Source organism: Gemmata obscuriglobus (assembly GCF_008065095.1).
Classification (GTDB): Bacteria; Planctomycetota; Planctomycetia; order Gemmatales; family Gemmataceae; genus Gemmata; species Gemmata obscuriglobus.
This window is the reverse complement of record NZ_CP042911.1, coordinates 5,854,934-5,880,157: the sequence shown is the minus strand read 5'-3', so window position 1 is coordinate 5,880,157 and position 25,224 is coordinate 5,854,934. Positions and strand designations below refer to the sequence as shown.

The window sequence follows — 25,224 nt, the reverse complement described above, 5'->3', positions numbered from 1 at the left end:
AACGGTGATCGTATTTCTCCGCCGGTGTGCGCCGCGGGTTCGCTTTCCGTTTCCCGACGTTCCGTTTCATGTGGCTTGCATACCGCGGTGTCTTTCGGTTCGTGGCGCGTTCGGCACGGTGCTCTTCCATCGAACGCTCGGGACTAAACAAATAGTCGCTCGGCTCGGGCGTGAAGAACGTTCGGAGTACCTGCTGGCCTCTCGGGCCGATCGCAATAACTCGGCTCTTTCCCTTCCACGAAGTCTTGTGTGTGACCGGCCGGTACAGCCACACCGACCCATCCGTGTCGATGTCGCACCGGCGCACGTTGCAAGCTTCCCCGGGTCGGCACCCCGTGAGACGCTGGAATTCGACCAGACCGCGGACAAATCGGTTCAGGATCGGCAGGGTGGCATCGACCACGGCGTCATCAACCGGCCCGACCGGCTCGGTCTCGCGGGCCGCTGATCGACCTTGTTGGAGGCCGGCGACGGTTGCGAGCGCTTGATGAGTCGCTGCGGGTACCAGTTCCTCCGACGCGGCCCATTTGAACATGCGACGTACGAGGTTCGCCCGACGGTTGCACTCGGACCTTGCGAGTTTCGCTGCTACCCACCCTTGCCGAACCGCTTTGAGCCGGAGAGGACCGAACTCGGCCGCTGGGGCTTCGGCGTACAGTCCGCGGAGCGCTTTGATGACCAACTTGATCTCGTGCAACTCGCTCGTCGGCTTCCCATCCCGTCCCCGGTAATGGCGCTCAGCGTGGTCCAGGTACGCGACTATCAGTTCCGCGAGAGTAAGTCCTTGACGCTCGGGGGCTACGGGCGCGAGTGTGACTTCAAGCTCCAGTTGAAGCCTTGCGAACGCGGTCCGCGATTCGGCCGAATTGAAGCCCCCCGGGAGAAGTTTTTGCTGTCGAACGCCGGCCGAATCGTACCAAACGGCACGGCCACGCCCGGATTGTTTGTGGAGAACGTACGAGGGGGTGAATTTACGGGATGGAGGCACGGTTACGGTTCCTCGGTGCGTTTTGTGGAATGATTCCACAAAACGTCTCGTTCGGAAGCCGCTCTCGGTGCCACACCGAGGTAAGCAGAAACTGCTTCGGCAGAAAGGGCTTGCGATCACTTCGAGCCAGTAGCGGGGGTGGGAATTGAACCCACGACTCCTCGCTTATGAACCGCGTGAAATCTCACCCCTTCAAGACGCCAAACGACTTGTTTTCTAGAGAAATCATACCACACTTCTCCTCTTGCGTGAAGTGGATTCCATTGCGTGAAAACGCTTGGATTTGTGCAGCTGACGGGTTGAAGTGTGAAATGCTGTGAAACGGATCCTGTGTGTGAATTCCTGTTGGCGAGCCGTCTTTTGGGCCGGTTCGACATGCTCAAAGTGCTCGACATGCTCGGGTAGTGGGAACCGTATGTAGGGACGCTCACGTGCAGCCCGGCCGCTATGAGTTCCGCGCCTCAATCATCACGCTATGCCGGATCCTGGGCGAGTGGCGATTGAGGCGCGGTGAAGGCGCTCGTGGTCCACCACAACGCGGATCGATCGCACCGAGCTTGGGGCGTACTTGTTTAGGAACGGGCACGGAATAACTTCCCGAGTTCATGGTGGGTCTGGACGTGCGGTGTAGTTCCACTTGGGTAGAACCGGATCGAAGACGATCTGCATCGCCTTCTTGAACCCGGCCACGCACTTCCGGCCGGTCGCGTACACCTTCCCCAACAGCCCGACGACGACCCGTAACCCGGTCGTCGTCTCGGCCCTCGCCATGTCGTGGCGAACCGTCTCCACGGTGTGGAACACCACCCCGCGACATGCCCGGCTCACGTGCGGGAACATCCGGTGCTCGATCGGGTTTTGCTTCGAGCCGTACGGCGGGTCGTGGGCCACCCGAATCTCCAGCCCCAGTCGCTTCGCCAACGTCTGAAGGTCTTCCTTGAACAGGTACTGGGTCGCACTATTGCGGCCCCCGCCGTCGCACAACACCAACAGCTTCTTCGCCTTCGGATACCGCGCCCGGCCGTGCTGCTCCCACCACGCCGCGAGGCGGTCGCACGCCAACGCGCTGGTGTCGTGGCTCGTGTTCAGGTGCACGAACCCCTCGTTGCGGCCCACGTCGTACAGGCCGTGCGGGATCACCTTGCCGCCGCCCCGGCTCGGGAAGTCGTGGTCGTTGGTGGTGATCGTCTCCCACGTGTCGATCACCCCATCCCGGTAGAAGTCCCCCAGCAACTCCTTCTTCTTCGTGTCGATGCTCAACACCGGCCGGCCCGCCGCAAGGTACTGGCCCTTCAACCGGGCGATGGTCTCGAACGGGGCGTTGCGGTCCGGGTGCGGGTCCATCGTCTTCTTCTTCAACGCCTTCCGTCGGCGGTACCCGTGCCGGCGCAACAACGGGCCGACGGTCCGGCGGCTGACCGACGTCCCCAGCGCCTTCATCCGCCGCGCGATCTGTCGGCGGGACAGGTTGGTCCACCTCACGTCCGAGTTCATGGGAACCCCGGCCGTGTGGTCCCGGAGTACCTCCGCGAACGGTTCCGACACGCCCGGGTTGGCGTCGATCACCCGCTTGCGTTCGCCCTCTTTTTCCGCACCCGCTGGGTGTCGAGTTCGTCTTCGGCTTCCAGTTCACCACTCCCCTGGCGGATCGTCTTGGGATCGCAGCCCAGCAACGTGGCGATGTACTTGGTTCCGCCGTGCCCGAGTTCGGTGGCCTCGATCGCCGCGTATCGGCGCCGGTCGTTCTCGCGGAGGGAGCGGTACAACCGCTTCATCATTCGCTCCACGGCGGCGGGGTACGGACTCATGGCGCACTCCGCTCGGTTGCGGAACTGGAGGGAGCGTAACCGAAGACTACAATTCCGGGAAGTTACTCCGTGCCCGTTCCTTAGCGCCCCTCCCGACCTCGGTGCGGTCGAACGCCGGCTGATCTGGTAGCATCGCAGCATGGACGTGCCCGCGTGTCCCGGCTGCCGGGATCTCCTCCAGCGTGTCGCCGAACTCGAAGCCCGGGTCGCCGACCTGACCCGGAAGAATCTGCCGTTCTTGCGACGTTTCTGTCAGAATTGCCCGAAGCCGATGCCCAGCTCATCCGGACGCTGTCCCGTGGTTCTGTGGCGCACTCGCTTGACGAACTCGCTCGCCAGAGCGTGACATCCGTTCGCACCCTCCAGCACCAGCGGGACCAGTTGGTGGCCCGCTTTCGCGCGGGCACGGCGCGCTGACCATTTTTGCCGTTCTGTCGAACTGAGCCCGCGCGATCGGAACAACGATCGTGGGCGACCGAATTCGGTTCGATCGAACGACTACGAACATTGACGCCGGCTGCCCCAGCCGCTTAACTCCGTATCTCGAAATTGGTCCGACGTTTTTTCTCGCCGCTGAACATCTTTTCAGAGATGCGATCAGATGGAGGGCACCGGTGGTTGATCTTGTCTTTCCGGTTCGGGGCGGGTCGGTGCCGACCGATCACGCGTACCCGCTGTACGGTGCGCTCTCGGGTGCCGTGCCCGCGTTTCACGACGCGCAGCAGTCCCTCCGGTTCGCCCCGCTGACCGGGGTGCGGGACGAGGCCGGCCGGTTGCGGCTCGCGCCGTGGTCGCGGCTCCGCGTGCGGCTCCCGGCCGAGGCGATTCCGAACGTGTTGCCGCTGGCCAGTCGCGCGCTCGACGTGGCCGGCGCCCGGGTGGCGCTCGGGGCGCCGTCGGTGGAGGCGCTGGTGCCGGCCCCGGCGCTGGAGAGCTGGCTGGTGACGTTCAAGCACGGCGAAGAGCCCGCCGCGTTCCTGGCCACGACCCGCGCCCGGCTGACCGAACTCGGTGTCGCGGGGGAGCCGGCGGTGCGGGCGTTCGAGTCCGGCCCGCGTGCGGGGGAGGTGCGGCGGCGGGTGGTCCGGGTGAGCGGCGCGGCGATCGTGGGGTACGCGCTGCTGGTGTCCGGGCTGACGGCCGAGGAGTCGATCCGCCTTCAGGAGCGCGGGCTGGGCGGCCGCACCAAGATCGGCTGCGGGTTCTTCCTGCCTCACACCCCGAGGGCGTCGTGACACAACTACTGGCCAAGAGCGCGCCTCCTGGCGGGCGGGCGAGGACGCTCGTCGAACACACTCTCGATGTGGTCGAAGCGGCGGAGGCGCTATTCGGTTTTGCGGACCGTTCGACGCGGCTTGGGCGCGAGTGGGTCCGATTCTTCCGCCTCGATCAGACGCAATGGTCTCGATTTCACGCGAACCTGCTCGCGGCGTGTTTGTTCCACGACTGGGGAAAAGCGAACCAAGGGATGCAGGATGTCCTCGCGGGGCGCTCGGGCGGGCAGTTATTCCGACACGAGCACCTCAGCGTGCTCTTACTTGGCCACGATGGTGTCGAACGTTGGGTATGCCAGCGAAGCGATATCGATTGGGATGTTGTGCTCGGCGCCGTCGGCTCACACCACCTTAAGTTCGGGGATCAATCGTTCGCACCGGACGACGGGACCGGTGCGGCGGTCCGTGTGCTGTTCGATCACGACGACTTCCGGCGCGACCTCGTTTCGCTCACCGCGGCTCGGCTACAGCTTTCGGGTGCGCCCGCCATCCCCGCACCGCGGTATTGGGGGTTCGGCGGAGGAACAACGACGTTCGATCCGACTGAACTGCGCGAGGGTCTGCGCGACGGGCGGTTGCGGCGGCTCTCGCGTGCGCCAGACCAGCGCATGCTGAACGCGGTGCGGGCGGCGCTGATCGCGGCCGACGCTGCGGGTTCCGGGTTACCGCGAACCGGTCGGCGCATCGATTGGATCGGTGGCCAATTTCCCGAAACGCCGGGGTGTGATTCGGTCACGGTCGCGGGCGTAATTGACCGGCGCATTGCGGACCTCACGAGCCGAAACAAGTGGGTACACTGGAACGAGTTCCAAAATCAGTGTGAAACGCTCTCGGCTCGCGCGCTGTTGCTCGCGCCGTGTGGGGCGGGGAAGACGTTGGCGGCGTGGCGCTGGATTGCTGGCCGGGTGAAGCAACGTCCCGTGAACCGGGTGTTGTTTCTGTACCCGACGCGGGCGACCGCCACAGAGGGCTTCAAGGATTACGTCTCGTGGGCGCCGGAGGCTGATGCGGCGCTGATGCACGGCACCGCCGGTTACGACCTGAACGGGATGTTCGCGGTCGAAGACCCGCGTGCGAAGAAGGCGTTCACCACCACCGACCCGCGGCTGTTCGCACTCCAGCACTGGCCGAAGCGAATCGTTTCTGCCACCGTGGATCAGTTTTTCGGGTTCATGGCCTACGGCTATGGGCCAATGTGTCTGCTCCCCGTTCTCGCAGACAGTGTGATCGTGGTGGACGAAGTTCACAGCTTCGACCGGAGCATGTTCTCGGCCCTACTCGGATTCCTGAGTGCGTTCGACGTGCCGGTACTGTGCATGACCGCGACCTTGCCAGAGCCACGGCAGAAACAACTGGTTGCCGCCGGGTTGACGCTATCCAATCCGCGCCCCGATGATCTGAAGACGATTGCCGACACGCCGCGGTATCGTGTGGCGCGGGTGAACGAAAGAGAGGTCGAGGACCGGATTCGGGCCGCCGTCGGCTCTGGTAAACGACGGGTCTTGTGGGTGGTGAATCAGGTGAGCCGCGCGCAGGCTATAGCCGCCCGCTTGACCGATTTGAGCCTTTCTCCGATTTGCTACCACAGCCGGTTCAAGCTCGATGACCGCGTTAAACGGCACCAGGAAACGGTGAAAGCGATTCGGGCTGGCGAACCAGCAGCGGTGGCCGTCACAACCCAAGTTTGCGAGATGAGCCTCGACATCGATGCAGACCTGCTCGTGACGGAAGCGTGTCCGATCACGTCGCTGATCCAGCGCATGGGTCGCTGTCGGCGAGGGCGCGACGAGGTCACTTCAAAAGGGCCGGGTGAGGTGCTTATCTACGCGCCGGCGAAAGAGCGGGTGTACTCATCGGACGACCTTGCGGGGTTAGATGGATTTATTTCGTTTCTCATTGGGCTGCCGTCACCTGCGAGTCAAGCCGATCTCGAAATCGGATTGGACCGGTTCGGCCCGAAAGGCGCCGACGCTCCGAAGTTGAACTCGTTCCTGGCCAGTGGGGCTTACGCCGAAGCGAGTGAGGACTCGTTCCGCGACATTGAGGCGTTCAATGTATCCGCGGTGCTGGCGTCCGAAGTTGGTGCGTATGTGACTGCCGCCGAGTCGAAGGATTGTATGACTCGGGCGAAGGCTCCAGGGTTCGTTGTTCCGGTGCCCAGAAAGTTGAGGCCGGTGCAAGATCCCCGGCTGCCGCATTACCTGTTTGCCGCGGACGACCGGCATTACGACCCGCAGACCGGGTACTGGGACTACCCCATTTGCTAAAGGGCATCAATCATGGCGAAGACGAAACAACCGCCCACGCCAAAGTCAAAGTCAGGCGACCCATCTGAGGTCGAGGTGCGCTACGACCTGTCGGTGCTGCCGACTGCGTTTCATAAGGCTGGGCTAGCGGGGTTGGTTTTGCTCATTGAGTCTTTGAAGCAGCGGCGGGCTCTTACGGCCGAAGAAACGAAATGTACCGTAGCTGCGACCGAGGTGACTGTTACCTTCACCGAGCCTCTGCTCCAGAAGTTGATGGACGACCTGTACGACGCCCGTGAAGTCGAGGTCGCCGTGAAGTCTAAGTGGCAAGGCGCCGAGGTCAAACGCGAAGAGACGGTTGAGGAAGAAGTCGACGGTAAGAAGACACGGACGAAGCGCTTTATATACGACCAGGTTCAGCCGAAGGGCGCGTTTTTTGACAACGTGTTTGACGGCGACAAGGAGATTTGGCGGAAGCTGTGGCGGGATATGCTCTGGAACATCCCCCGGGGGCGGCCCACGACGCGTGAGCCGTTTAACCAACGCGCGTCGGGCAAGCCGTGTAAGGAGGGGCCGAACGCTTGGTCGGAGCTATTGAAGGTTCACAAAGCGCGAACGAAAAAGGAATTCCACACGGCTGCGCTGTCGAGCGCGTTGTTCCCCGGCGCGCAGGCGGTGAACGCTGAGGCGGTGCCGTTCGAGGGTCGTGCAGAAGAGAACCTGCTCCTCCACTTCTGGCCGCTGACGGCCTTGCTGTACGTCCCACAGGAAATCGAGCGCGATGGATCCACGAATCTTCCTGCATCCAGTTACACCGTCGCTGTGCCCGACGTATCGGACCTTTGCGAGTTCGTGACCGAGTACCCGAAGCTGCTTACAGGGCTGAGCGCGGAGGTGCGTGGGTATCGTCCGGCACAGGCTGTAATAGACCTTCCCGCGGAAGGGGCGTTGGCGTTCCTCGAAGACCTCGCCGTTCTAACGCGGCTTGAGATCGAGGCCGGAAAGTTACGCTTTTCAATCGGCGCAGTCGAGTACCTTCACCTTGTCAAAGCGGGAAACAACGTCAAACTGATGGCCGCAGGGCGGGTTGCCCCTGACCAGCGGTTGCTCGTCGGATATCGGGCGATCGTGCGCCCTACGGGCACGGCGCCTCACTATCGCAACTCCCTGTTCCGCCGCGGCCTATTACTCGCTCTGCTCGACGGCGAGTCATGGTACCAGCCGTTCGGCCGTTCCTTCGTAACCTTCGACGCCGGCGTCTTTATCCGGCAACCGCGTAAGGACGACGAGAAGGGGCCGCCCCAATTCGCGAGCGATGCGTCTAAGAAATTCCGACACCTGACAACCCTCTTTACCCAGACACTGGAGATGGCCGTGGGCGATAGTGTCCAACCCCCGAAACCTCTCGAACTGCTTGTTGAACAGGTCATTAAGAGCTACTTGCTGGGGAAGGCAAAAGCGAAATGCAACATCGACAAGAAGACTAAGTTGAGCGCGCTCGGCAAGGACGAGCAGAAGAAGGTTTATGACAAAAAACGGGATATCGCAGCCGAGGCGTTTCTCGCCGCGCGCTCCCGGCGTGACCAGGATTTCGTGAAGTATTTCTCCGAAGTGATTTGCTCAGCAGGCACGTACTTCGACAAGAAAACCAGCGATTTCCAGGTTTTCGCTACGGCGCTGAACGACCCGAACAAAACAGATTCGATCAAAGCCCTTACACTCCTCGCCTTGTCTGCAAACTCTTAACCGCATTACTGGAGACGCCCGATGAACTTGTTCGCTACCGTGCTGACGTACCCGGCCCCGAGCGCCAACTACCGCGGCGAGTCGGAACTGAACCGCACCGTCATCCAGAAGATCACTGACGGTCGGTTCGACTATCCGATCATTTCCCCGGAGGCGATGCGCAACGCCCTCCGTGAGATTCTGGCCGGGAGCTACAAGCTCCCCTGCAACCGTGAGCGCCTTAACGATGAGGACCAACTCGCGGTGCGCTTCAAAGAGTACCCGAATCCGGACAGGTACGCCGACGATTTTCTGTTTGGGTATCTGGTCGCGGCAAGCGGGAAGGACCGCGAGAGGATCCGCAAAGAGGTGAATCGTGAAGACTTCACTTTCAAACGCGACTCGGTGTTGCGGATGAACCTCGCGAAGGCTTTGGAGCCGTACCGCTTCAACGCAGTATTTACGCAGTCGCCGCTGTCCGTCAAAGACAGTGCGTACAAGAACGCCGAGACGTCGGCGCTGCTGCACCGTGAGACGGCGCACACCGCGTTCCAATACCCGTTCGCACTCAGCGGTGAGGATTGTAAGGCCAAACCGGATTGGGTTCGGGCGCTGCTGAAGGCCATCGGTGAGTTGTCGGATGTGGCGGGGAATCACGCGCGCAGTTACTACGAGATGGCCCCGGCCAGCATCGTTGTGCGTCTCAGCCCTCAACTCGTCGCCGGGTATCAGACCTACGGGTTCACCGCGGACGGCAAGTTCCCCGAAGTGATCGGTGGGATTCTCCACGATCCGTCCCCGGATTACCCCGGTGAGGAGTTCTTCGTCGGCGGCAAGATTGTGAAAGAGATGACAGACGGTGACGCGCAGAAGCTCGCTGAACGCGGCGTGACGCTCGACCGCGACCCACGGCACCTACTCGCGACGGTGGCTGATCGGTTCTTGGGAGGCAAGTAATGCTCTTGCTGTACGTTGAGGCTCCGTTCGCGGTCTGCCGCACGTTTACCGCCGGTTGGTACCGTCCGACTGCGACGTTTCTCACTCCGTCGGCGGCCTACGGGTTGCTTCTGAACCTCGCGGGAATCGAGATGCGGTTGCGTGAAGAAGAAGCGAGCTACCCGACCAAAGCGGGCGTACCGGCGACCGTTACGCGGTCGGGACTGCCGGCGGCGAAACTCGCGCTCGGGGCATCTGCGGTCAAGCTCCGGCGCGGTCGGCCGGTTTCGCTCGACGAAGGGGAGGAACCGTACCCCCGAGTGCAAACAATCTACCAGCAGTTACACAACTACCCGGTTGGCTCGTCCGGTGGTGAGCGGGCTGAGGCGACGTTCGGGAACAAGTACAACATTTCACCGGTCCGACGTGAGGTGCTGGTGGGCCTCCGCGCGGTGATCGCTCTGGACAGCTCGCCGGAACTGGAACAGCGGGTCCGACATGGTGTGGAGGGAGCCTCGGTTTCGGGCCGTTACGGTCTTCCGTTTCTTGGTGACAATTCTTTCCTGCCCGATCGCATCGACTTGCTCGACGCGCCCCCAGCTACCCATTGGTACGAGCGATTGGCTTCTGTTGGAGAGAGCGTGCGCCCCCGCGCATCTCGTCTAACAGTTTGGATCGACCGAACTGACACATCGCTTACCCGTTCGGACCTTTACGCCCCGACGAATTCCGCTTCATCTGACATCCCGCCGAACGCCTGGACAGAAATCAATCCACCCTGATCCGGAGTGACGCCCATGATTCCGCTGCCCGTTCTGGACTCGCACGCGCCGCCGGTGCGGGTCATGGCCCTGCACGCGCTGGCGTACTGCCGCCGGCTGTTCTACCTCGAAGAGGTCGAGGAGATCCGCGTTGCCGACCACCGCGTGTTCGCCGGGCGGCACCTGCACGCCGCCCTGGAGGCCGACGAGGACGGCGCGGCGGTGTCGGTCGAGCTGGCCAGCGAGCGGCTCGGGCTGTTCGGCAAGGTCGACTGCCTGCGCCGGCGCGACGGGTCGCACCTGCCCTACGAGCACAAGCGCGGCCGGCCCGCCCGCGGCGCCGACGGCGCGGCCGAGGCGTGGCCGTCGGACCGGCTCCAGGTCGTCGCCTACGCGGCGCTGATCGAGGACGCCTTCGGCCAGCCCGTGCCCGAGGGCCGCATCCGCTACCACGCGGCCAACGTGACCGTGCGGGTGCCCGTTGACGACCGGGCGCGGGCCGACCTGTCCGCCGCGCTGGCCGACGCCCGGGCGCTGCGCGAGTCGGTGGAGCGCCCGGCGATCACCGAGAACGCGCGTCTGTGCGAGAAGTGCTCGCTAGCGCCGGTCTGCCTACCCGAGGAGGTGCGCCAGGACCGCGAGCCCGAGCGCGAGCCGCGGCGGCTGTTCCCGCAGGACCGGGACGGCGCCACGCTGCACGTCGTGAGCCAGGGGACGGCGGTGGGGGTGAGCGGCGACTCGATCGTCGTCAAGCCGCGCGAGGGGCCGGAGGCCAAGCACGCGATCCGCGGCGTCGAGACGGTGCTGCTCCACGGGTTCACGCAGATCTCCACGCAGGCGATCCGCAAGTGCGTCGAACACGGGGTCGGGGTCCACTGGCTGTCGGTCTCCGGGCACCACACGGCCAGCACGGTGCCGACCGCCGGTCAGGTGCAGCGGCGGGTGCGCCAGTACAAGGCGCTGACCGACCCGGCGACGTGCTTGCGGCTCATCAAGCACCTCGCGTCGGCCAAGGTCGAAGGGCAGTACCGGTACTTGCTCCGCGCCACGCGCGGCGACCCGGCGCTGCGGGAGCAGGCGCAACCGCACCTGAACGCCATCCAGCCGCTGCTGGGCCGGATCCCGGGGGCCGCCGAGGCGGAGACGGTCCGCGGTCTGGAGGGCGCGGCGGCGGTGGAGTACTTCGCGGCGCTGCGGTCGGTGCTGGGGCCGCAGGTGCCGGAGGAGCTGCGGGCGGCGTCGCGCTCCCGTCGGCCGCCGGTGGACCGGTTCAACGCGCTACTGAGCTACGGGTACGGGCTGCTCCACACGGCGGTCATGCGCGCGGTCCTGGCGAGCGGGCTGGAGCCGGCGCTCGGCTTCTTCCACACCCCGCGGAGCGCGGCCTACCCGCTGGTGCTGGACCTGTTGGATTTGTTCCGGGTCACGGTGTGGGACATGCCGCTGGTGGGGTCGCTCAACCGCGGTCAGTGGGACGCGGCGGCGGACTTCGAGGTGACGCGGGCCAAGGTGTGGCTGTCGGAGCCGGGGCGCAAGAAGGCGATCGGGCTGTTCGAGGACCGGATGCAAGAGACGTGGAAGCACCCGGTGCTGAACTACTCGCTGAGCTACGCGCGGACGATCGAGCTGGAGGCCCGGCTGCTGGAGAAGGAGTGGACCGGCGAGCCGGGGCTGTTCGCCCGCTCCCGGCTCCGCTGAGGCGCGCCGATGGCCGATACTAAATGGTGGCTGGTGTGTTACGATGTGCGCGACCCGAAGCGGCTGCGGAAGTGCGCCCGGCACATGGAGGGGTACGGGGAGCGGGTCCAGTACTCGGTGTTCCGCTGCTGGATGAGCCAGACGCAGGTGGAGCGGCTCCGCTGGGAGCTGACGCAGTTGCTCGCGTCCGAGGACGAGGTGATGCTGATCCCGCTGCCGCAGGCCAGCGTGGACGGGATCGTGGGCATCCACGGGTCGGACCGCCCGCCGGAGTGGACCGCGGAGCCGCCGCGGCACCGGATCGTGTGAGCGCGAGGCCAATAGAACCGAATCACGCACCCGCGTGTGTGTGCCGGGTTCCATCATGGGACCGATCCAAACCTGAGTTGCGGTCTGGGTTTAACGCTCTTTGACAACTCGCCGGGGTGCTTGACGGCCGTCTGGGCCTTAAAATCCGTGTGAAGCGTGCCGCGCGTGGTTGGTGTCGGTCGTGCGGTCACGATCGGAGCGGTGTGGTGCGTGAAAACGGTTGCCCGGCGCGGCCGATTTTGAGCATTTCGGTAAGTGAGCGGTGCAGACTTCAGTGACGCCGTGAGGCGTTGAGCACAAGACGCTCCCGACTGCGGCCCTGTCGCTTCACCCCGTGCAGACTTCAGTGACGCCGTGAGGCGTTGAGCACACTTGGAAACAGCGCAGGTCGTCATCGACCTGCGCGTGCAGACTTCAGTGACGCCGTGAGGCGTTGAGCACGCCGTCTTCACGATCGCGGGCACGTCGGCCGTGGTGTGCAGACTTCAGTGACGCCGTGAGGCGTTGAGCACCACACCGCCGCGACCACACTCACCGTGCCGGGGATGTGCAGACTTCAGTGACGCCGTGAGGCGTTGAGCACTTGGTGCCGGCCTCGAACTGCGTCACGAACCCGAGCGTGCAGACTTCAGTGACGCCGTGAGGCGTTGAGCACGCCGAGTTGTTCGGCCGCTTCGACTTGGCTGACCTGTGCAGACTTCAGTGACGCCGTGAGGCGTTGAGCACCCCTCCACGGCGGTGGCGTCAGCCCCGCTGGTCGTGTGTGCAGACTTCAGTGACGCCGTGAGGCGTTGAGCACTCGAGCGGGGTCGGAAGTGCGCCGCCGATCAGAACGTGCAGACTTCAGTGACGCCGTGAGGCGTTGAGCACTGCGGCGCGCCGACGCTGTGTGCGCCCAGAACACAAGGTGCAGACTTCAGTGACGCCGTGAGGCGTTGAGCACTCCGGGTCCGTGCCCGGAACGCCCAACTCGCATACGTGCAGACTTCAGTGACGCCGTGAGGCGTTGAGCACACCTGTACAGCGTGCGGCATCGGCCCCGCAGAGCCGTGTGCAGACTTCAGTGACGCCGTGAGGCGTTGAGCACAACGTGAAGGGCAAGCTACTCACGTGCGTAACGTGTGCAGACTTCAGTGACGCCGTGAGGCGTTGAGCACAGCCGGCCCTTGTACCCGGACCCGCTGTCGGACCCGTGCAGACTTCAGTGACGCCGTGAGGCGTTGAGCACGGCCGCGACCGGCGCCACGTCGCCCAGTGACGCACGTGCAGACTTCAGTGACGCCGTGAGGCGTTGAGCACTTCCCGATCACGTCCGCCAAGCTCGCCACCCGGTTGTGCAGACTTCAGTGACGCCGTGAGGCGTTGAGCACAGTAACTGGGTATCAATCGTCACCACCGAAGGCCCCGCGTGCAGACTTCAGTGACGCCGTGAGGCGTTGAGCACTTCCGGGGCTTGCGGGCACGGGGCTCAAAGTCGAAGGTGTGCAGACTTCAGTGACGCCGTGAGGCGTTGAGCACCTGCGTTCAAGCAGCACATTACCCGTGTGATGGGCGCGTGCAGACTTCAGTGACGCCGTGAGGCGTTGAGCACCTCCTCTGCGGTGTCCTCGTGCATCGCGTGTGCCTGTGCAGACTTCAGTGACGCCGTGAGGCGTTGAGCACACCACGACCACGCAAGACATCTGGGCGGACGGCGCGGTGCAGACTTCAGTGACGCCGTGAGGCGTTGAGCACTTGTATGGCCGCGCAGAACAGGGGATGTCGTACCGGTGCAGACTTCAGTGACGCCGTGAGGCGTTGAGCACTTCGGGTAGGACGGCGCCCCGTCCTCGTCCTCGACGGTGTGCAGACTTCAGTGACGCCGTGAGGCGTTGAGCACTCGGCACCGACCGGAACCGCGCGCAGGGGCTCCGCGGTGCAGACTTCAGTGACGCCGTGAGGCGTTGAGCACACGGGCCGGCTCTCGTACTTGGCGAAGTCGCGCTGTGCAGACTTCAGTGACGCCGTGAGGCGTTGAGCACATGCACCAAATCGCTTTGGCCCGACCGCTATCCGGGTGCAGACTTCAGTGACGCCGTGAGGCGTTGAGCACCCACTTCGCCACGGCCAGCGCCCACGCGGTCGGCCGGTGCAGACTTCAGTGACGCCGTGAGGCGTTGAGCACGTAATAGTCCCAGCACTCCGAGCAGCCAAGATATTGTGCAGACTTCAGTGACGCCGTGAGGCGTTGAGCACAACAACATCCGCAAGCCCCTGCCCATCCCGGTCGTGTGCAGACTTCAGTGACGCCGTGAGGCGTTGAGCACCAAGCCCGGCTCGGACGACCCATCACCCTGAACGATCGTGCAGACTTCAGTGACGCCGTGAGGCGTTGAGCACTTATCCACGCCTGGAACTGGGTCGTGTCCTTGCCGTGCAGACTTCAGTGACGCCGTGAGGCGTTGAGCACATATCTGACTGGTTGCCGAAAATGAAGATTAGGGTGTGCAGACTTCAGTGACGCCGTGAGGCGTTGAGCACTCCACTTGTTCTTGGTTGCAACTTCGAAGATTTGATGTGCAGACTTCAGTGACGCCGTGAGGCGTTGAGCACGTGACCCCGTAGGTGGAATCTTGGGTGCTGTGGACCGTGCAGACTTCAGTGACGCCGTGAGGCGTTGAGCACGCGTCGAACATCCGGGTCTGGAACACGGTCGAGATCGTGCAGACTTCAGTGACGCCGTGAGGCGTTGAGCACAACTGGTCGAGCGGCGCCGGCACCGCGAACGCGCGTGCAGACTTCAGTGACGCCGTGAGGCGTTGAGCACGGCCTGAGTTGGCTAAACGGTGGAGTGGGGCGTGGGGTGTGCAGACTTCAGTGACGCCGTGAGGCGTTGAGCACCCGTCCCGGAACAGGATGCGGGGCACGCCCTCGTCGGTGCAGACTTCAGTGACGCCGTGAGGCGTTGAGCACTGGGGCCTGCTGTTGTGGCTCTCGCACCGCGGCGGTGCAGACTTCAGTGACGCCGTGAGGCGTTGAGCACTGTGCGCGGCGGAAGCGCGTACAAATTGTGTGCTCGTGCAGACTTCAGTGACGCCGTGAGGCGTTGAGCACGCGCGGTACTCCAGTCTAACCCTGAAGCGGGTGCGGGTGCAGACTTCAGTGACGCCGTGAGGCGTTGAGCACTGATTGTGGACCTGAGCAGCGTGGCGTCCGCAGGTGTGCAGACTTCAGTGACGCCGTGAGGCGTTGAGCACCTCTGCCCCGCCCGGGGAACGCGGCCGGTCGCCCAGTGCAGACTTCAGTGACGCCGTGAGGCGTTGAGCACGGCCCAAAGACTAGAAGCACGTCACAGCCCGGCCCGGGCGAAACCAGGTGCAGACTTCAGTGACGCCGTGAGGCGTTGAGCACACCCGTTCTGGAGCACGCTGCGGCCCAAACACGACGTGCAGACTTCAGTGACGCCGTGAGGCGTTGAGCACACCAGCGCCAACGGACGGTGCGTGAGCCGGTGCAGTGCAGACTTCAGTGACGCCGTGAGGCGTTGAGCACTACAGCGCCGCCAGCGTCACCCCGCTCTGGGCGAGGCCGTGCAGACTTCAGTGACGCCGTGAGGCGTTGAGCACCCGGGGTTCTTCGCGGAGAAGATCGCGCGGCACCGCAGTGCAGACTTCAGTGACGCCGTGAGGCGTTGAGCACCGGTAGGCCGGCTGCTCGTCCGCCAGTGTGCCCCGGTGCAGACTTCAGTGACGCCGTGAGGCGTTGAGCACAGCGCCACCGAGCGGGAGAACGTGTGGGAGTGGTGGACGTGCAGACTTCAGTGACGCCGTGAGGCGTTGAGCACAAAATGCTTTCCTTGCTACGCCGAATATGTCGGGTGCAGACTTCAGTGACGCCGTGAGGCGTTGAGCACGACGAGGCCGTGGCTCGGTACTATCGGGAACGCAACGTGCAGACTTCAGTGACGCCGTGAGGCGTTGAGCACCAAGCGGGCGCGAGACTGACGCGGGCGCGGGCGCGGGTGCAGACTTCAGTGACGCCGTGAGGCGTTGAGCACGCCTGACGGGTCGAGCGGCGGTCGGACGCGAATGTGCAGACTTCAGTGACGCCGTGAGGCGTTGAGCACACCCACGAGACGCGGACGCAACGCCGCTACCCTGGTGTGCAGACTTCAGTGACGCCGTGAGGCGTTGAGCACGTGTCGCCGAGCTGGAATCGATCCTGGCCGCGGTGGTGCAGACTTCAGTGACGCCGTGAGGCGTTGAGCACGTGGCCCGCGCAAACGGGTCCGGGGGCGACTGCGCGCGTGCAGACTTCAGTGACGCCGTGAGGCGTTGAGCACGCGAGAGCGGAGGGCGGCGGAACCGTTGGCACCGTGTGCAGACTTCAGTGACGCCGTGAGGCGTTGAGCACATAGCCTGAGCCCACTTAGGTAGATTGTTGATGTGTGCAGACTTCAGTGACGCCGTGAGGCGTTGAGCACTGCTCCCGATCCACCTGACAACGAGGCTCTCTGGTGTGCAGACTTCAGTGACGCCGTGAGGCGTTGAGCACCGGGACTACAATCGGTGGGCTTGGGTGGCGGTTGGTGTGCAGACTTCAGTGACGCCGTGAGGCGTTGAGCACATAGCCAAGTGGACCGAGGATAAGAGGGCTCCCCTGTGCAGACTTCAGTGACGCCGTGAGGCGTTGAGCACATACCCGTTCGATTTCACACTAACCTCGACCTGATGTGCAGACTTCAGTGACGCCGTGAGGCGTTGAGCACCTGTGCCTGAACGGCAACAACGGCATACCGTCCGGAGTGCAGACTTCAGTGACGCCGTGAGGCGTTGAGCACCCCAAATGCCGCATCGCCAGGGCGAGCGCGGAGACGTGCAGACTTCAGTGACGCCGTGAGGCGTTGAGCACAGCGCACCGCAGTGGTACGTGTTCCGCTGGGGCAGTGCAGACTTCAGTGACGCCGTGAGGCGTTGAGCACACCGTAATATCAGACCGCGAGGGCAAGCCCGCGGCGTGCAGACTTCAGTGACGCCGTGAGGCGTTGAGCACGCAGTGATGGCGGACCGGTACGAGCGGGGGCAGGGTGCAGACTTCAGTGACGCCGTGAGGCGTTGAGCACGCTCGCCCGGCCAAACCTCACACCACCGCGGCAGTCCTGTGCAGACTTCAGTGACGCCGTGAGGCGTTGAGCACGAGCGGCTCGCGAAACTCGACTTCGCCGCGGTGGTGTGCAGACTTCAGTGACGCCGTGAGGCGTTGAGCACTGCCACGTTGCGGACGTTGCGGGAGGCATGCCCCGATGTGCAGACTTCAGTGACGCCGTGAGGCGTTGAGCACCTTCGTATTCAAGGACGAGCGAAAGTACCACTGCGTGCAGACTTCAGTGACGCCGTGAGGCGTTGAGCACGCGGGGGCCGGTTTGTACTCGCGCGACGACGAGTGTGCAGACTTCAGTGACGCCGTGAGGCGTTGAGCACTCCGTCCCCCCGGCCGGGTATCCGGGGGCACCTGTGGTGCAGACTTCAGTGACGCCGTGAGGCGTTGAGCACACGGTGCTGTGGGTCGACGGGTTCCGGGTCGGCACGTGCAGACTTCAGTGACGCCGTGAGGCGTTGAGCACCGGGCCATGTTCCCGATGGAGCCCGGTACGAAGTGTGCAGACTTCAGTGACGCCGTGAGGCGTTGAGCACGCGTCATGTCGCGGTCGAGCGGGTCGTTGTACGGGGTGCAGACTTCAGTGACGCCGTGAGGCGTTGAGCACAACTGGAGGTCGTAGGTGCCCTGGTACGGGTCGGTCGCGTGCAGACTTCAGTGACGCCGTGAGGCGTTGAGCACGGCATGATCGCCCGCATCGTGGCCCCGCTCATCGCCGTGCAGACTTCAGTGACGCCGTGAGGCGTTGAGCACGACGCGGGCTACCACCCGGTCATCGCCCTGCCCCTGTGCAGACTTCAGTGACGCCGTGAGGCGTTGAGCACCTTCGCTCGGCGAAGCAGATCCGCGCGCTGGCGCCGTGTGCAGACTTCAGTGACGCCGTGAGGCGTTGAGCACCAGCGGGTGGTGAACGAGTACTACGGCATGTTCGTGTGCAGACTTCAGTGACGCCGTGAGGCGTTGAGCACGACTGGCAGGTGGGGCACTGCGAGGTGAAGCCCGACGTGCAGACTTCAGTGACGCCGTGAGGCGTTGAGCACGCCCGCGACCGCGAATCGCTCACCCGGGGCGAGCGGGTGCAGACTTCAGTGACGCCGTGAGGCGTTGAGCACACAGCCGAAGCGGCCCGCGTACGCGCGGCCCTGGAGTGCAGACTTCAGTGACGCCGTGAGGCGTTGAGCACGGCACACCGGACCCCATCGACAGCAGCCGATCCGGTGCAGACTTCAGTGACGCCGTGAGGCGTTGAGCACTCGTCTTCTTCGGGCTCTCGCGGCTCTTCCTCCTCGTCGTGCAGACTTCAGTGACGCCGTGAGGCGTTGAGCACCTTCCACTTGACGATAACTGCCGTCCGGCTGACGTTGTGCAGACTTCAGTGACGCCGTGAGGCGTTGAGCACTGGTGGCGAAGGCCCGGCAGGCGCGGGCCGAGGGGGTGCAGACTTCAGTGACGCCGTGAGGCGTTGAGCACTAGATCAGACGTGAAATGGGAAGTGCGAATTGAGGTGTGCAGACTTCAGTGACGCCGTGAGGCGTTGAGCACATTCCGAGTTCGACCGCAACGACCCGCCGCACGCCGTGCAGACTTCAGTGACGCCGTGAGGCGTTGAGCACATGGCGTCGTAGTGCGACTTGGCCTTCAGCACGGCGGTGCTGACGCCCTGTGCAGACTTCAGTGACGCCGTGAGGCGTTGAGCACATGCAGGCGGCCATTCTGGACGAGTTGACCACAAAGGTGCAGACTTCAGTGACGCCGTGAGGCGTTGAGCACAAGCAGCGAATCATAGCGGGCACACAAACCCCGATGTGCAGACTTCAGTGACGCCGTGAGGCGTTGAGCACCCGAGGCGGACCCGGCGGTCGGTCCGGAGTCGGTGCTGTGCAGACTTCAGTGACGCCGTGAGGCGTTGAGCACCCCGCGGCGCCGAGCGAGACGAGCTGCGGCGGGTCGTGCAGACTTCAGTGACGCCGTGAGGCGTTGAGCACAACTTGAGGTGCGGGTGGTCCCACACCAACTCCGGTGTGCAGACTTCAGTGACGCCGTGAGGCGTTGAGCACCGAACCCTGTGCCGGAGTCTGATCGCCCCCGCCGTTGTGCAGACTTCAGTGACGCCGTGAGGCGTTGAGCACTCGTCTCGTGCCGGGTGTTTCCTCTCCACATCCTTGTGCAGACTTCAGTGACGCCGTGAGGCGTTGAGCACTCCTGCCCGTGGCTGGAAACGGCACCTTCGATCATGTGCAGACTTCAGTGACGCCGTGAGGCGTTGAGCACGCGGCGGTGGGTCAACGGAGGGCGCGGGCGTGACGGTGCAGACTTCAGTGACGCCGTGAGGCGTTGAGCACGGCTATTCGAAGGGCTGATGCAGTCCGACGGGCACGGTGCAGACTTCAGTGACGCCGTGAGGCGTTGAGCACTGACCGCGACGGCCCCGCCGAGCCGGTCTCAGCCCGGTGCAGGCTTCAGTGACGCCGTGAGGCGTTGAGCACCCTATTGCGCGTTGCGTTGATTTCTTCACGCGTTGTGCAGACCACAATGCGTGAAGAAATCAACGCAACGCGCAAGTACTTGTTTAGCGCCCCGTGAGTTGGCGGGATGATTTCCTGCCCCCCCCCTGTGGCTACGATAGCAGGTCTTCCCGACCGAACGTGAACGCCGAGGCGATGGCGCACATGTCCCCGTCATCAATGATCTGGAACGTCAGCCCGACGAACTGGCGGACGCATTCGGGGACGCTCGGCGATCCCAGGGCTGCGGACACGGACTTGCCCCGTCGCAGTTCGGCCAGGAAGCCGTCGATCAGGGCGGTGCGGGCTTGGCAGCGGGTCATCGCCCGGTGGTACAACTCGAAGTGGCTGACGAACCCGCCCCGCCCGTCGTCGTCGCTCTCCTCAGCCAGCACGATCTCGTTGACGAGCCGACAGCCGAGCGGGTCGGCGGCGGGGAGCCACGGCACATCGGTGCAGCAGAGCCGCCGTTGGAGCGCCTTGAGCAAGGACATGAAGTCCCACACGCCGAAGGCGTGGTGCTCCATGAACAGGCGCAGCGAGTCCAGCCGGTCGATTTCCCGGTAAACGGGATGGTTCAGGAGCGCCGCCTTGAGCGGCCGGATACGCTCTTGAATCCGTTGGATTCCGTCCACCGTGATGTTTCTCTTTCGAGAGGGGCAACGGACAAGTCGGGTGCGAGCCGGCGCAAGCGAAGTGACAGCCGGTGTCGGAGTCACCGCACGACTACGGCCCCGTTATTGTACCTTCCTTTAACTTGTCCGTCCCACTCGCCGAGAAACGGATGAGTAAGGGTAGAATGGGGCGAAGGGCGAGCCGGTCGTGTCGGCCCCCCCGCAAACGTGTGCCGGAGAACGCCCGGCCAGCGACGTGCGTACCTCCTGAAGAAAAGCACCTCGACCGAGAGGGCTGCCGATGGCGTTTGATGAACCCCTCGCCGCCCGCATCCGGGATGTCCTGGCCCGCCGGTGCCGGGGTTAATCTGGTAAACCGACACCCGCCGGCCGACCTCTACGCCCTCCAGGTGGAAGCGTGGGATGCGCCGGTCGTCGGCGAACCGGAAGGTGAAGAACGGCTCCTCGAACAAATTCACAGCATCCTCGCCACTCGGAGCTGTTCGGTGCGTTCGCCCGCCCGCTCTCGTTGAGGAGACCGAGCCGGACCATGCCGTGGCACGCAGACCACCACAAACGGCCACTGCGCCGAAAACGAGTCGCTCGGTAGGAACGCCCTCGCATCCGTTCGTTTGGCCAGTTGGCCGCCGCACAACACTCGCACGAGCCAACCGCAAGTGCGGTCGGCACCTGAACTTTTATGATTCTCGTACCCGCCGGTGGCTGCGCGCGTCCACTGCCCTATTCCCACTCCTTGGGGTGGAACCCCAAGCTGTTGGCGTTCTCGCTCACAATCCGCTTTAACGCGTCGCTCACTCCGGCGGGGAAATCGGCCGAGATCTCGATCGTCACGCGCACCGTCGCGTTCGGGTCTGCGGCCAGTTGCTCAATGATGTCCGCGGCGATACTCGACCGCGCGAAACCGACGGGCAAAGTGGCCGTTCAGGAGAACGGGAAACCGGGCGACGTGGTGGCAGTGTCGATGGCCGCGTTCCGGCTGTTCACTGACATCCTCAACGCGATGGCCCGCGGCGACGCGGGCACTATCATACCGCTGCACGCCGAGTTGACTACGCAACAGGCTGCAGACCTGCTGAACGTGTCGCGCCGGTACCTCGTGAAACTGCTGGAGCGCGACGAACCGTCCTATCACATGGTCGGCACCCACCGACGAATCAAGTTCCACGACCTCATGGCATACTCTCGGGTCGCGGATGAGAAGCGGCGGCAGGCGCTCGACGCGCTGGCCGAAGAGGGAGAAGAACTCGGAATGGGGTAAGTGCCCGGTGTCCAACTTTACGGCCCTTTACGACACCTGTGTCCTGCACCTCGCCCCGCTCCGCGACTTCCTCATGTCGCGCGCGGAGGCGAAAATGTTCCGCGCGCGGTGGACGGAGCGCATCCACGAGGAATGGACGCGGAGCCTGCTGGAAGCAGCGAACCGACCTAACCCGCGAGAAGCTCGAACGCACGCGGCAGTTGATGGATGCCGCGGCGCCCGACTGCCTCATCTCCGGTACGAAGACCTGATCGACGGTCTCGAACTCCCGGACCCAGACGACCGGCAGGTCCTGGCCGCCACGATCCGCGGGCGGGTGGACGTGATCGTAATGCTCAACCTCAAGGACTTCCCGCCCGAGCGCCGTTCCCCGTTCGGAATCGAAGCCCATTACCCGGACGTGTTCATCGACCACCAGTTGAGCCTGAACCAATCGGACTAACAACGAATCGGCTGGAAATCTAGGCAAGTCTGCAAATACGCAGACCGCTTGCACCAATGCTTGCACCAGCCCACCTTCTGCAATTTTAGAGGGCATCAACTCGCCTTTGATCGCGGCACTGCTGACGTTGGCCAGCCAACTGACCTCAGCCGAGCGGCACGCGCTCGCGCACCTGCTCATTGCCGGCTCGTAGTTCACAGGGCCATCCATCCGCTGCTTTCGCAGTGCGTGATGCTTCTTGCGGAGAGGAGCTCGTGATCGGTGCTTGGTGATCGGATGACTGGCCGAATCCTGCTTCGCTCAAATGGTTCGTCTCGAAAGGAGCACGCGGCGGAGCGGACGGCTGCGCGCGGGGCGGGGCGGCACACGAGCAGTGCAAGCCCGACCGGGCCGGGAGCGCCCGGGGGCGGCCGCGCCGCCTGTGGAAACAAAATAGATCCACGCACAAGCACCCGATAAGTGCCGAATGAAGACGCAAGCTCAAGCCCGATCGTGGGAACGGTAAAAGGCAAAGAAAAGTTGTGCTCCTTCGTTGACAATTCGCGCCGCATGTGGGAATATCGGCTGCGTTAAAACAATCCTGTTGATTCGGCACTGGTCTGTTGCGGACGGCGGATCGTCTGCTCAAGGTGTGCCCTTTTGAGGACGCCCGGTTGAAACGCCCCGCCCACCCTCTTCACCATACCCTCTTCCCCTCCGTTGTCGCGCACACGCGACCGGCGCCCGCGGCCGGTCGCCGCGGGTAGTACCACAGTCTCGCTGTGCAGCCACGCTCACCTCGCTGTGCTACCGCAGTCGGGGCTCACGGTTTGTCTCGTACTTGTTCCGAGTTAGGTTCCGATGCGCCCTGACGCCCCGTCTGGTAATCCGTTCGTTACGGTCGTGGTGCCCCTGTTCAACGGGGCGGGCCGGATCGATCGCGCGCTGGCCTCGGTGCGGGCGCAGACGCGGGGCGACTGGGAGTGCGTGGTGGTGGACGACGGGTCCACGGACGGGTCGGCGGCGGTCGCCGAGGCGGTGGCGGCCGCGGACGCCCGCGTGCGGGTGCATCGGCTCCCGGCCAGCGGCGGGGTGTCGGCCGCCCGCAACGCCGCGCTCGCCCGGGCGCGGGGCGCGTGGGTGGTGTACCTGGACCCGGACGACGAGTTCGACCCGCAGTACCTGGCGCACGTCGCCGCCCGCGCCGGGGCCGACGCCGACGTGCTGGTGTTCCGGTACGAACTGGTGGAGGAGCGGCCCGGGCACCCGTGGTTCGGCCGGACGCACACGCACGACCCGGCCCCGTTCCACGACCGGCTGTTCCGGGAGCACATCGCGGTGCCCCTCGGGGTGGCGCACCGCCGGGCGGTGACCGACCACACCGGCGGGTTCGACGTGCGGCTCTTGCGCGAGCCGGACAGCGAGTTGTGGCGCCGGTTCGCGACCGCCGGGGCGGTGTTCGTGTTCGCCCCCGAGACGAGCGGGCGGTGCCACGTCCGCGCCGAAGGCGCGTACGGGGCCAGTCCGCCGGACCCGGTGGTGCCGCGCCCGGCCCCCGCACGGCTGCCGTGGCGCACGCAAGCCCCGGCCCCGCGCACCGAGCCGCCGATCGCGACTCTTGAGGTGCGCTGCAACGGCACCGCGCACACGCTCCGGGTGCCGGACCGGGACGCCGGGGTGGCGGACCGGATCTTCGCCCGCGGCGCATACGCCGGGGTGCCAGCCGCAGCCCTGGCGGACCCGCCGGTGGTGGTGGACGTCGGGGCTCACTGCGGCGCGTTCGCCGCCTACGCGGTGCTGGCCTGGGGCGCCCGCGTGACGGTGCACTGTTTCGAGCCGCACGCCCCGCACATCGAGTTGCTGCGGTGGAACACGGCCGGGTGGCCGGGGGTGATGGTGCACCCGGTCGCGCTCGGGGCCGCGGACGGGACCGCCGAGTTGCTGTTGGACCCCAGCTCCGGGGCCGGGCACTCGACCGTGTCCGAGCGAGTGCCGCGACCAGCGGGCCGGGTGCCGGTGCCGGTGCGGGACGCGGCCGCCGCGTGGGACGAGTTGGGGCTCGGCGAGGTAGACGTGCTCAAGGTGAGCGCCCCGGGCGCCGAGGCCGACATCCTGGAGCGGCTCGGCCCCCGCCTCGGCCGGGTTAAGGTGCTGCTGGTCGCGTGCCACACCGACGCGTTGCGCCGCCGGATCGGCGAACTGACCGCCGGGCACGTGCCGGTGCGGGCGGCGCCCCACACGGCGGCGGGAGACGTGCTCACGCTGGTGCGGGCGGATCTGGCTCAGGGGATGGCCCCGCTCGCGCGGGCGGCCCGCACCGGCCCGCCGCGGGTGCTGTTCGCGTCGTACCACTGCTTCGACGACCCGACCAGCGGCGCGGCCCTGTGCACCCACGACCTGTTCGACCTGCTGACCGCCCGCGGGTGGGCGTGCGCGGTGTTCACCGGCCCGCACCTGGACGCCGCCGGCGCGCCCGTGGGCGACCGGCTCCGCGCCCGCCCGGGAACGATCGTCGCCGCCGGCTCCGCCGACGGGTGTACGTTCACCGAGTACCGGTACGACGCGCCCGGCGGGTACCCGGTGACCGTGTTCGCCCCGGACCCGCCGGCGGCGCGGCGGCACCCGAGTCCGGCTGAGGCCCGCGCGTTCGCGGCCCGGCTGGGCGCGGCGGTGGAGCGGTTCCGCCCGGACGTGGTGCTGCACTACGGCGGGGACGCGGCCAGCGGGGCGGTCCCGGCGCTCGCCCGGGCGGCCGGCGCGGCGCCGGTATTCTGGCTCCACAACCTCGCGTACACGTCCGCCGACGCGTTCCGCGGGTGCGCCGCGGTGGTGGTGCCGTCGGCGTTCAGCCGGGACCACTACCGGGCGCTGGGCGTGGCCCCGGTGGTCCTCCCGGGGCCGTGGAACTGGGACCGGTTCCGGTGCGAGGAGGTGGCCCCGAAGTACGTGACGTTCGTGAACCCGGAGCCGGCCAAGGGCGTGTTCTGGTTCGCCCGCGTCGCCGAGGTGCTGGGCCGCACCCGACCCGACATCCCGGTCCTCGTCGTGGAGGGCCGGGGCACCATCGACTGGCTAGCCCGGTGCGGGCTCGAGCTGGGCGGGGCCGGGACCCTGCTGCGGATGCGGAACACCCCGGACCCGCGACGGTTCTACCGGCGCGCCCGGCTGGTCCTGGTCCCGTCCCTGGTGCAAGAGGCGCTGACCCGCGTGGCCGTCGAAGCCCTGGCCAACGGGATCCCGGTGCTCGGGTCCGGGCGCGGGGGGCTGGGCGAGATCCTGGACGCCGGGGGCGTGCGGCTGGAGATCCCGGCCCGGTACACGCCCGAAACCCGGGCCACGCCGGCCGCGGACGAGGTGGCCGAGTGGGTGGCGGCGATCGAGCGGCTGTGGGACGACCCGGCCGCGTACGCGACGGCCGCGACCCGTGCTCGGGCGGTCGCCGAGCGGACCTGGCACCCGGACGTGGTGGCCCCGCAGTGGGCCGCCTTCCTCTCGGCTGTCGCGCAATTAGGCAACAGCCTATAG

The 25,224-nt window shown here is 65.2% G+C and carries 14 protein-coding genes and 1 CRISPR repeat array; of the genes, 10 read left to right on the top strand and 4 right to left on the bottom strand.

The window, feature by feature from the left end; genetic code table 11:
- Positions 1–1,591: 1,591 nt before the first annotated feature.
- Both GobsT_RS24505 and GobsT_RS38960 read right to left on the bottom strand, forming a co-directional pair.
- A complete protein-coding gene (locus GobsT_RS24505) occupies positions 1,592–2,554 on the bottom strand; it encodes an ISAzo13 family transposase (protein WP_010033557.1) in 963 nt (320 codons plus the stop codon).
- On the bottom strand, positions 2,551–2,796 hold the full coding sequence (locus GobsT_RS38960; protein ID WP_010033559.1) for a hypothetical protein: 246 nt from the start codon (positions 2,794–2,796) through the stop codon (positions 2,551–2,553). Before GobsT_RS38960 ends, GobsT_RS24505 begins: the two co-directional genes overlap by 4 nt.
- 467 nt (positions 2,797–3,263) lie before the next feature.
- Between GobsT_RS38960 and cas6 the strand changes: the two genes are divergently transcribed.
- From cas6 to cas2, 7 genes are read left to right on the top strand one after another with little or no spacing between them, the layout of a single operon-like run.
- Positions 3,264–4,031, top strand: a complete 768-nt coding sequence (gene cas6, locus GobsT_RS24500) for a type I-MYXAN CRISPR-associated protein Cas6/Cmx6 (protein WP_330591410.1) — start codon at positions 3,264–3,266, stop codon at positions 4,029–4,031.
- Positions 4,028–6,337 (top strand): CRISPR-associated helicase Cas3', encoded by a 2,310-nt coding sequence (gene cas3, locus GobsT_RS24495; RefSeq protein ID WP_162097333.1) that lies wholly within the window; start codon positions 4,028–4,030, stop codon positions 6,335–6,337. The genes cas6 and cas3 overlap by 4 nt, the downstream gene beginning before the upstream one ends.
- Before the next feature lie 12 nt (positions 6,338–6,349).
- Positions 6,350–8,062 carry a type I-MYXAN CRISPR-associated protein Cmx8 gene (cmx8, locus tag GobsT_RS24490; RefSeq protein WP_081471411.1) on the top strand — a complete coding sequence of 571 codons (1,713 nt, stop codon included), beginning with the start codon at positions 6,350–6,352 and terminating at the stop codon, positions 8,060–8,062.
- Between the two features lie 21 nt (positions 8,063–8,083).
- Positions 8,084–8,998, top strand: a complete 915-nt coding sequence (locus GobsT_RS24485) for a fruiting body developmental protein (protein WP_010033572.1) — start codon at positions 8,084–8,086, stop codon at positions 8,996–8,998.
- The gene (gene cas5, locus GobsT_RS24480) at positions 8,998–9,759 is read left to right on the top strand and encodes a type I-MYXAN CRISPR-associated protein Cas5/Cmx5/DevS (protein ID WP_071529222.1); all 762 of its coding nucleotides are present in this window, start codon (positions 8,998–9,000) and stop codon (positions 9,757–9,759) included. Before GobsT_RS24485 ends, cas5 begins: the two co-directional genes overlap by 1 nt.
- 15 nt (positions 9,760–9,774) lie before the next feature.
- On the top strand, positions 9,775–11,436 hold the full coding sequence (locus GobsT_RS24475) for a type I-MYXAN CRISPR-associated endonuclease Cas4/Cas1 (protein WP_010033576.1): 1,662 nt from the start codon (positions 9,775–9,777) through the stop codon (positions 11,434–11,436).
- A 9-nt stretch (positions 11,437–11,445) separates the two neighbouring features.
- On the top strand, positions 11,446–11,745 hold the full coding sequence (cas2, locus tag GobsT_RS24470) for a CRISPR-associated endonuclease Cas2 (RefSeq protein ID WP_010033577.1): 300 nt from the start codon (positions 11,446–11,448) through the stop codon (positions 11,743–11,745).
- A 262-nt stretch (positions 11,746–12,007) separates the two neighbouring features.
- Positions 12,008–19,367: direct repeats of the CRISPR family, unit length 36 nt; unit sequence GTGCAGACTTCAGTGACGCCGTGAGGCGTTGAGCAC.
- A 131-nt stretch (positions 19,368–19,498) separates the two neighbouring features.
- On the opposite strand, the gene GobsT_RS24465 is transcribed toward cas2, so the two are convergent.
- Together GobsT_RS24465 and GobsT_RS38115 are read right to left on the bottom strand one after the other, a co-directional pair.
- The gene (locus tag GobsT_RS24465) at positions 19,499–20,020 is read right to left on the bottom strand and encodes a DUF3050 domain-containing protein (protein WP_010037290.1); all 522 of its coding nucleotides are present in this window, start codon (positions 20,018–20,020) and stop codon (positions 19,499–19,501) included.
- Positions 20,021–20,740: 720 nt separating this feature from the next.
- A complete protein-coding gene (locus GobsT_RS38115; RefSeq protein ID WP_010037292.1) occupies positions 20,741–20,932 on the bottom strand; it encodes a hypothetical protein in 192 nt (63 codons plus the stop codon).
- A gap of 1 nt (position 20,933) precedes the next feature.
- On the opposite strand from GobsT_RS38115, the gene GobsT_RS38110 reads away from it, so the two are divergent.
- The 3 genes from GobsT_RS38110 (at position 20,934) to GobsT_RS24450 (ending at position 25,224) form a co-directional block, all read left to right on the top strand.
- The gene (locus tag GobsT_RS38110; RefSeq protein ID WP_010037295.1) at positions 20,934–21,278 is read left to right on the top strand and encodes an excisionase family DNA-binding protein; all 345 of its coding nucleotides are present in this window, start codon (positions 20,934–20,936) and stop codon (positions 21,276–21,278) included.
- Positions 21,279–21,285: 7 nt separating this feature from the next.
- Positions 21,286–21,720: a PIN domain-containing protein gene (locus tag GobsT_RS24455; RefSeq protein WP_010037297.1), complete on the top strand. Its 435-nt coding sequence runs from the start codon at positions 21,286–21,288 to the stop codon at positions 21,718–21,720.
- 840 nt (positions 21,721–22,560) lie between these two features.
- Entirely contained in the window at positions 22,561–25,224 is a 2,664-nt protein-coding gene (locus tag GobsT_RS24450) for an FkbM family methyltransferase (protein ID WP_010037300.1), read from the top strand.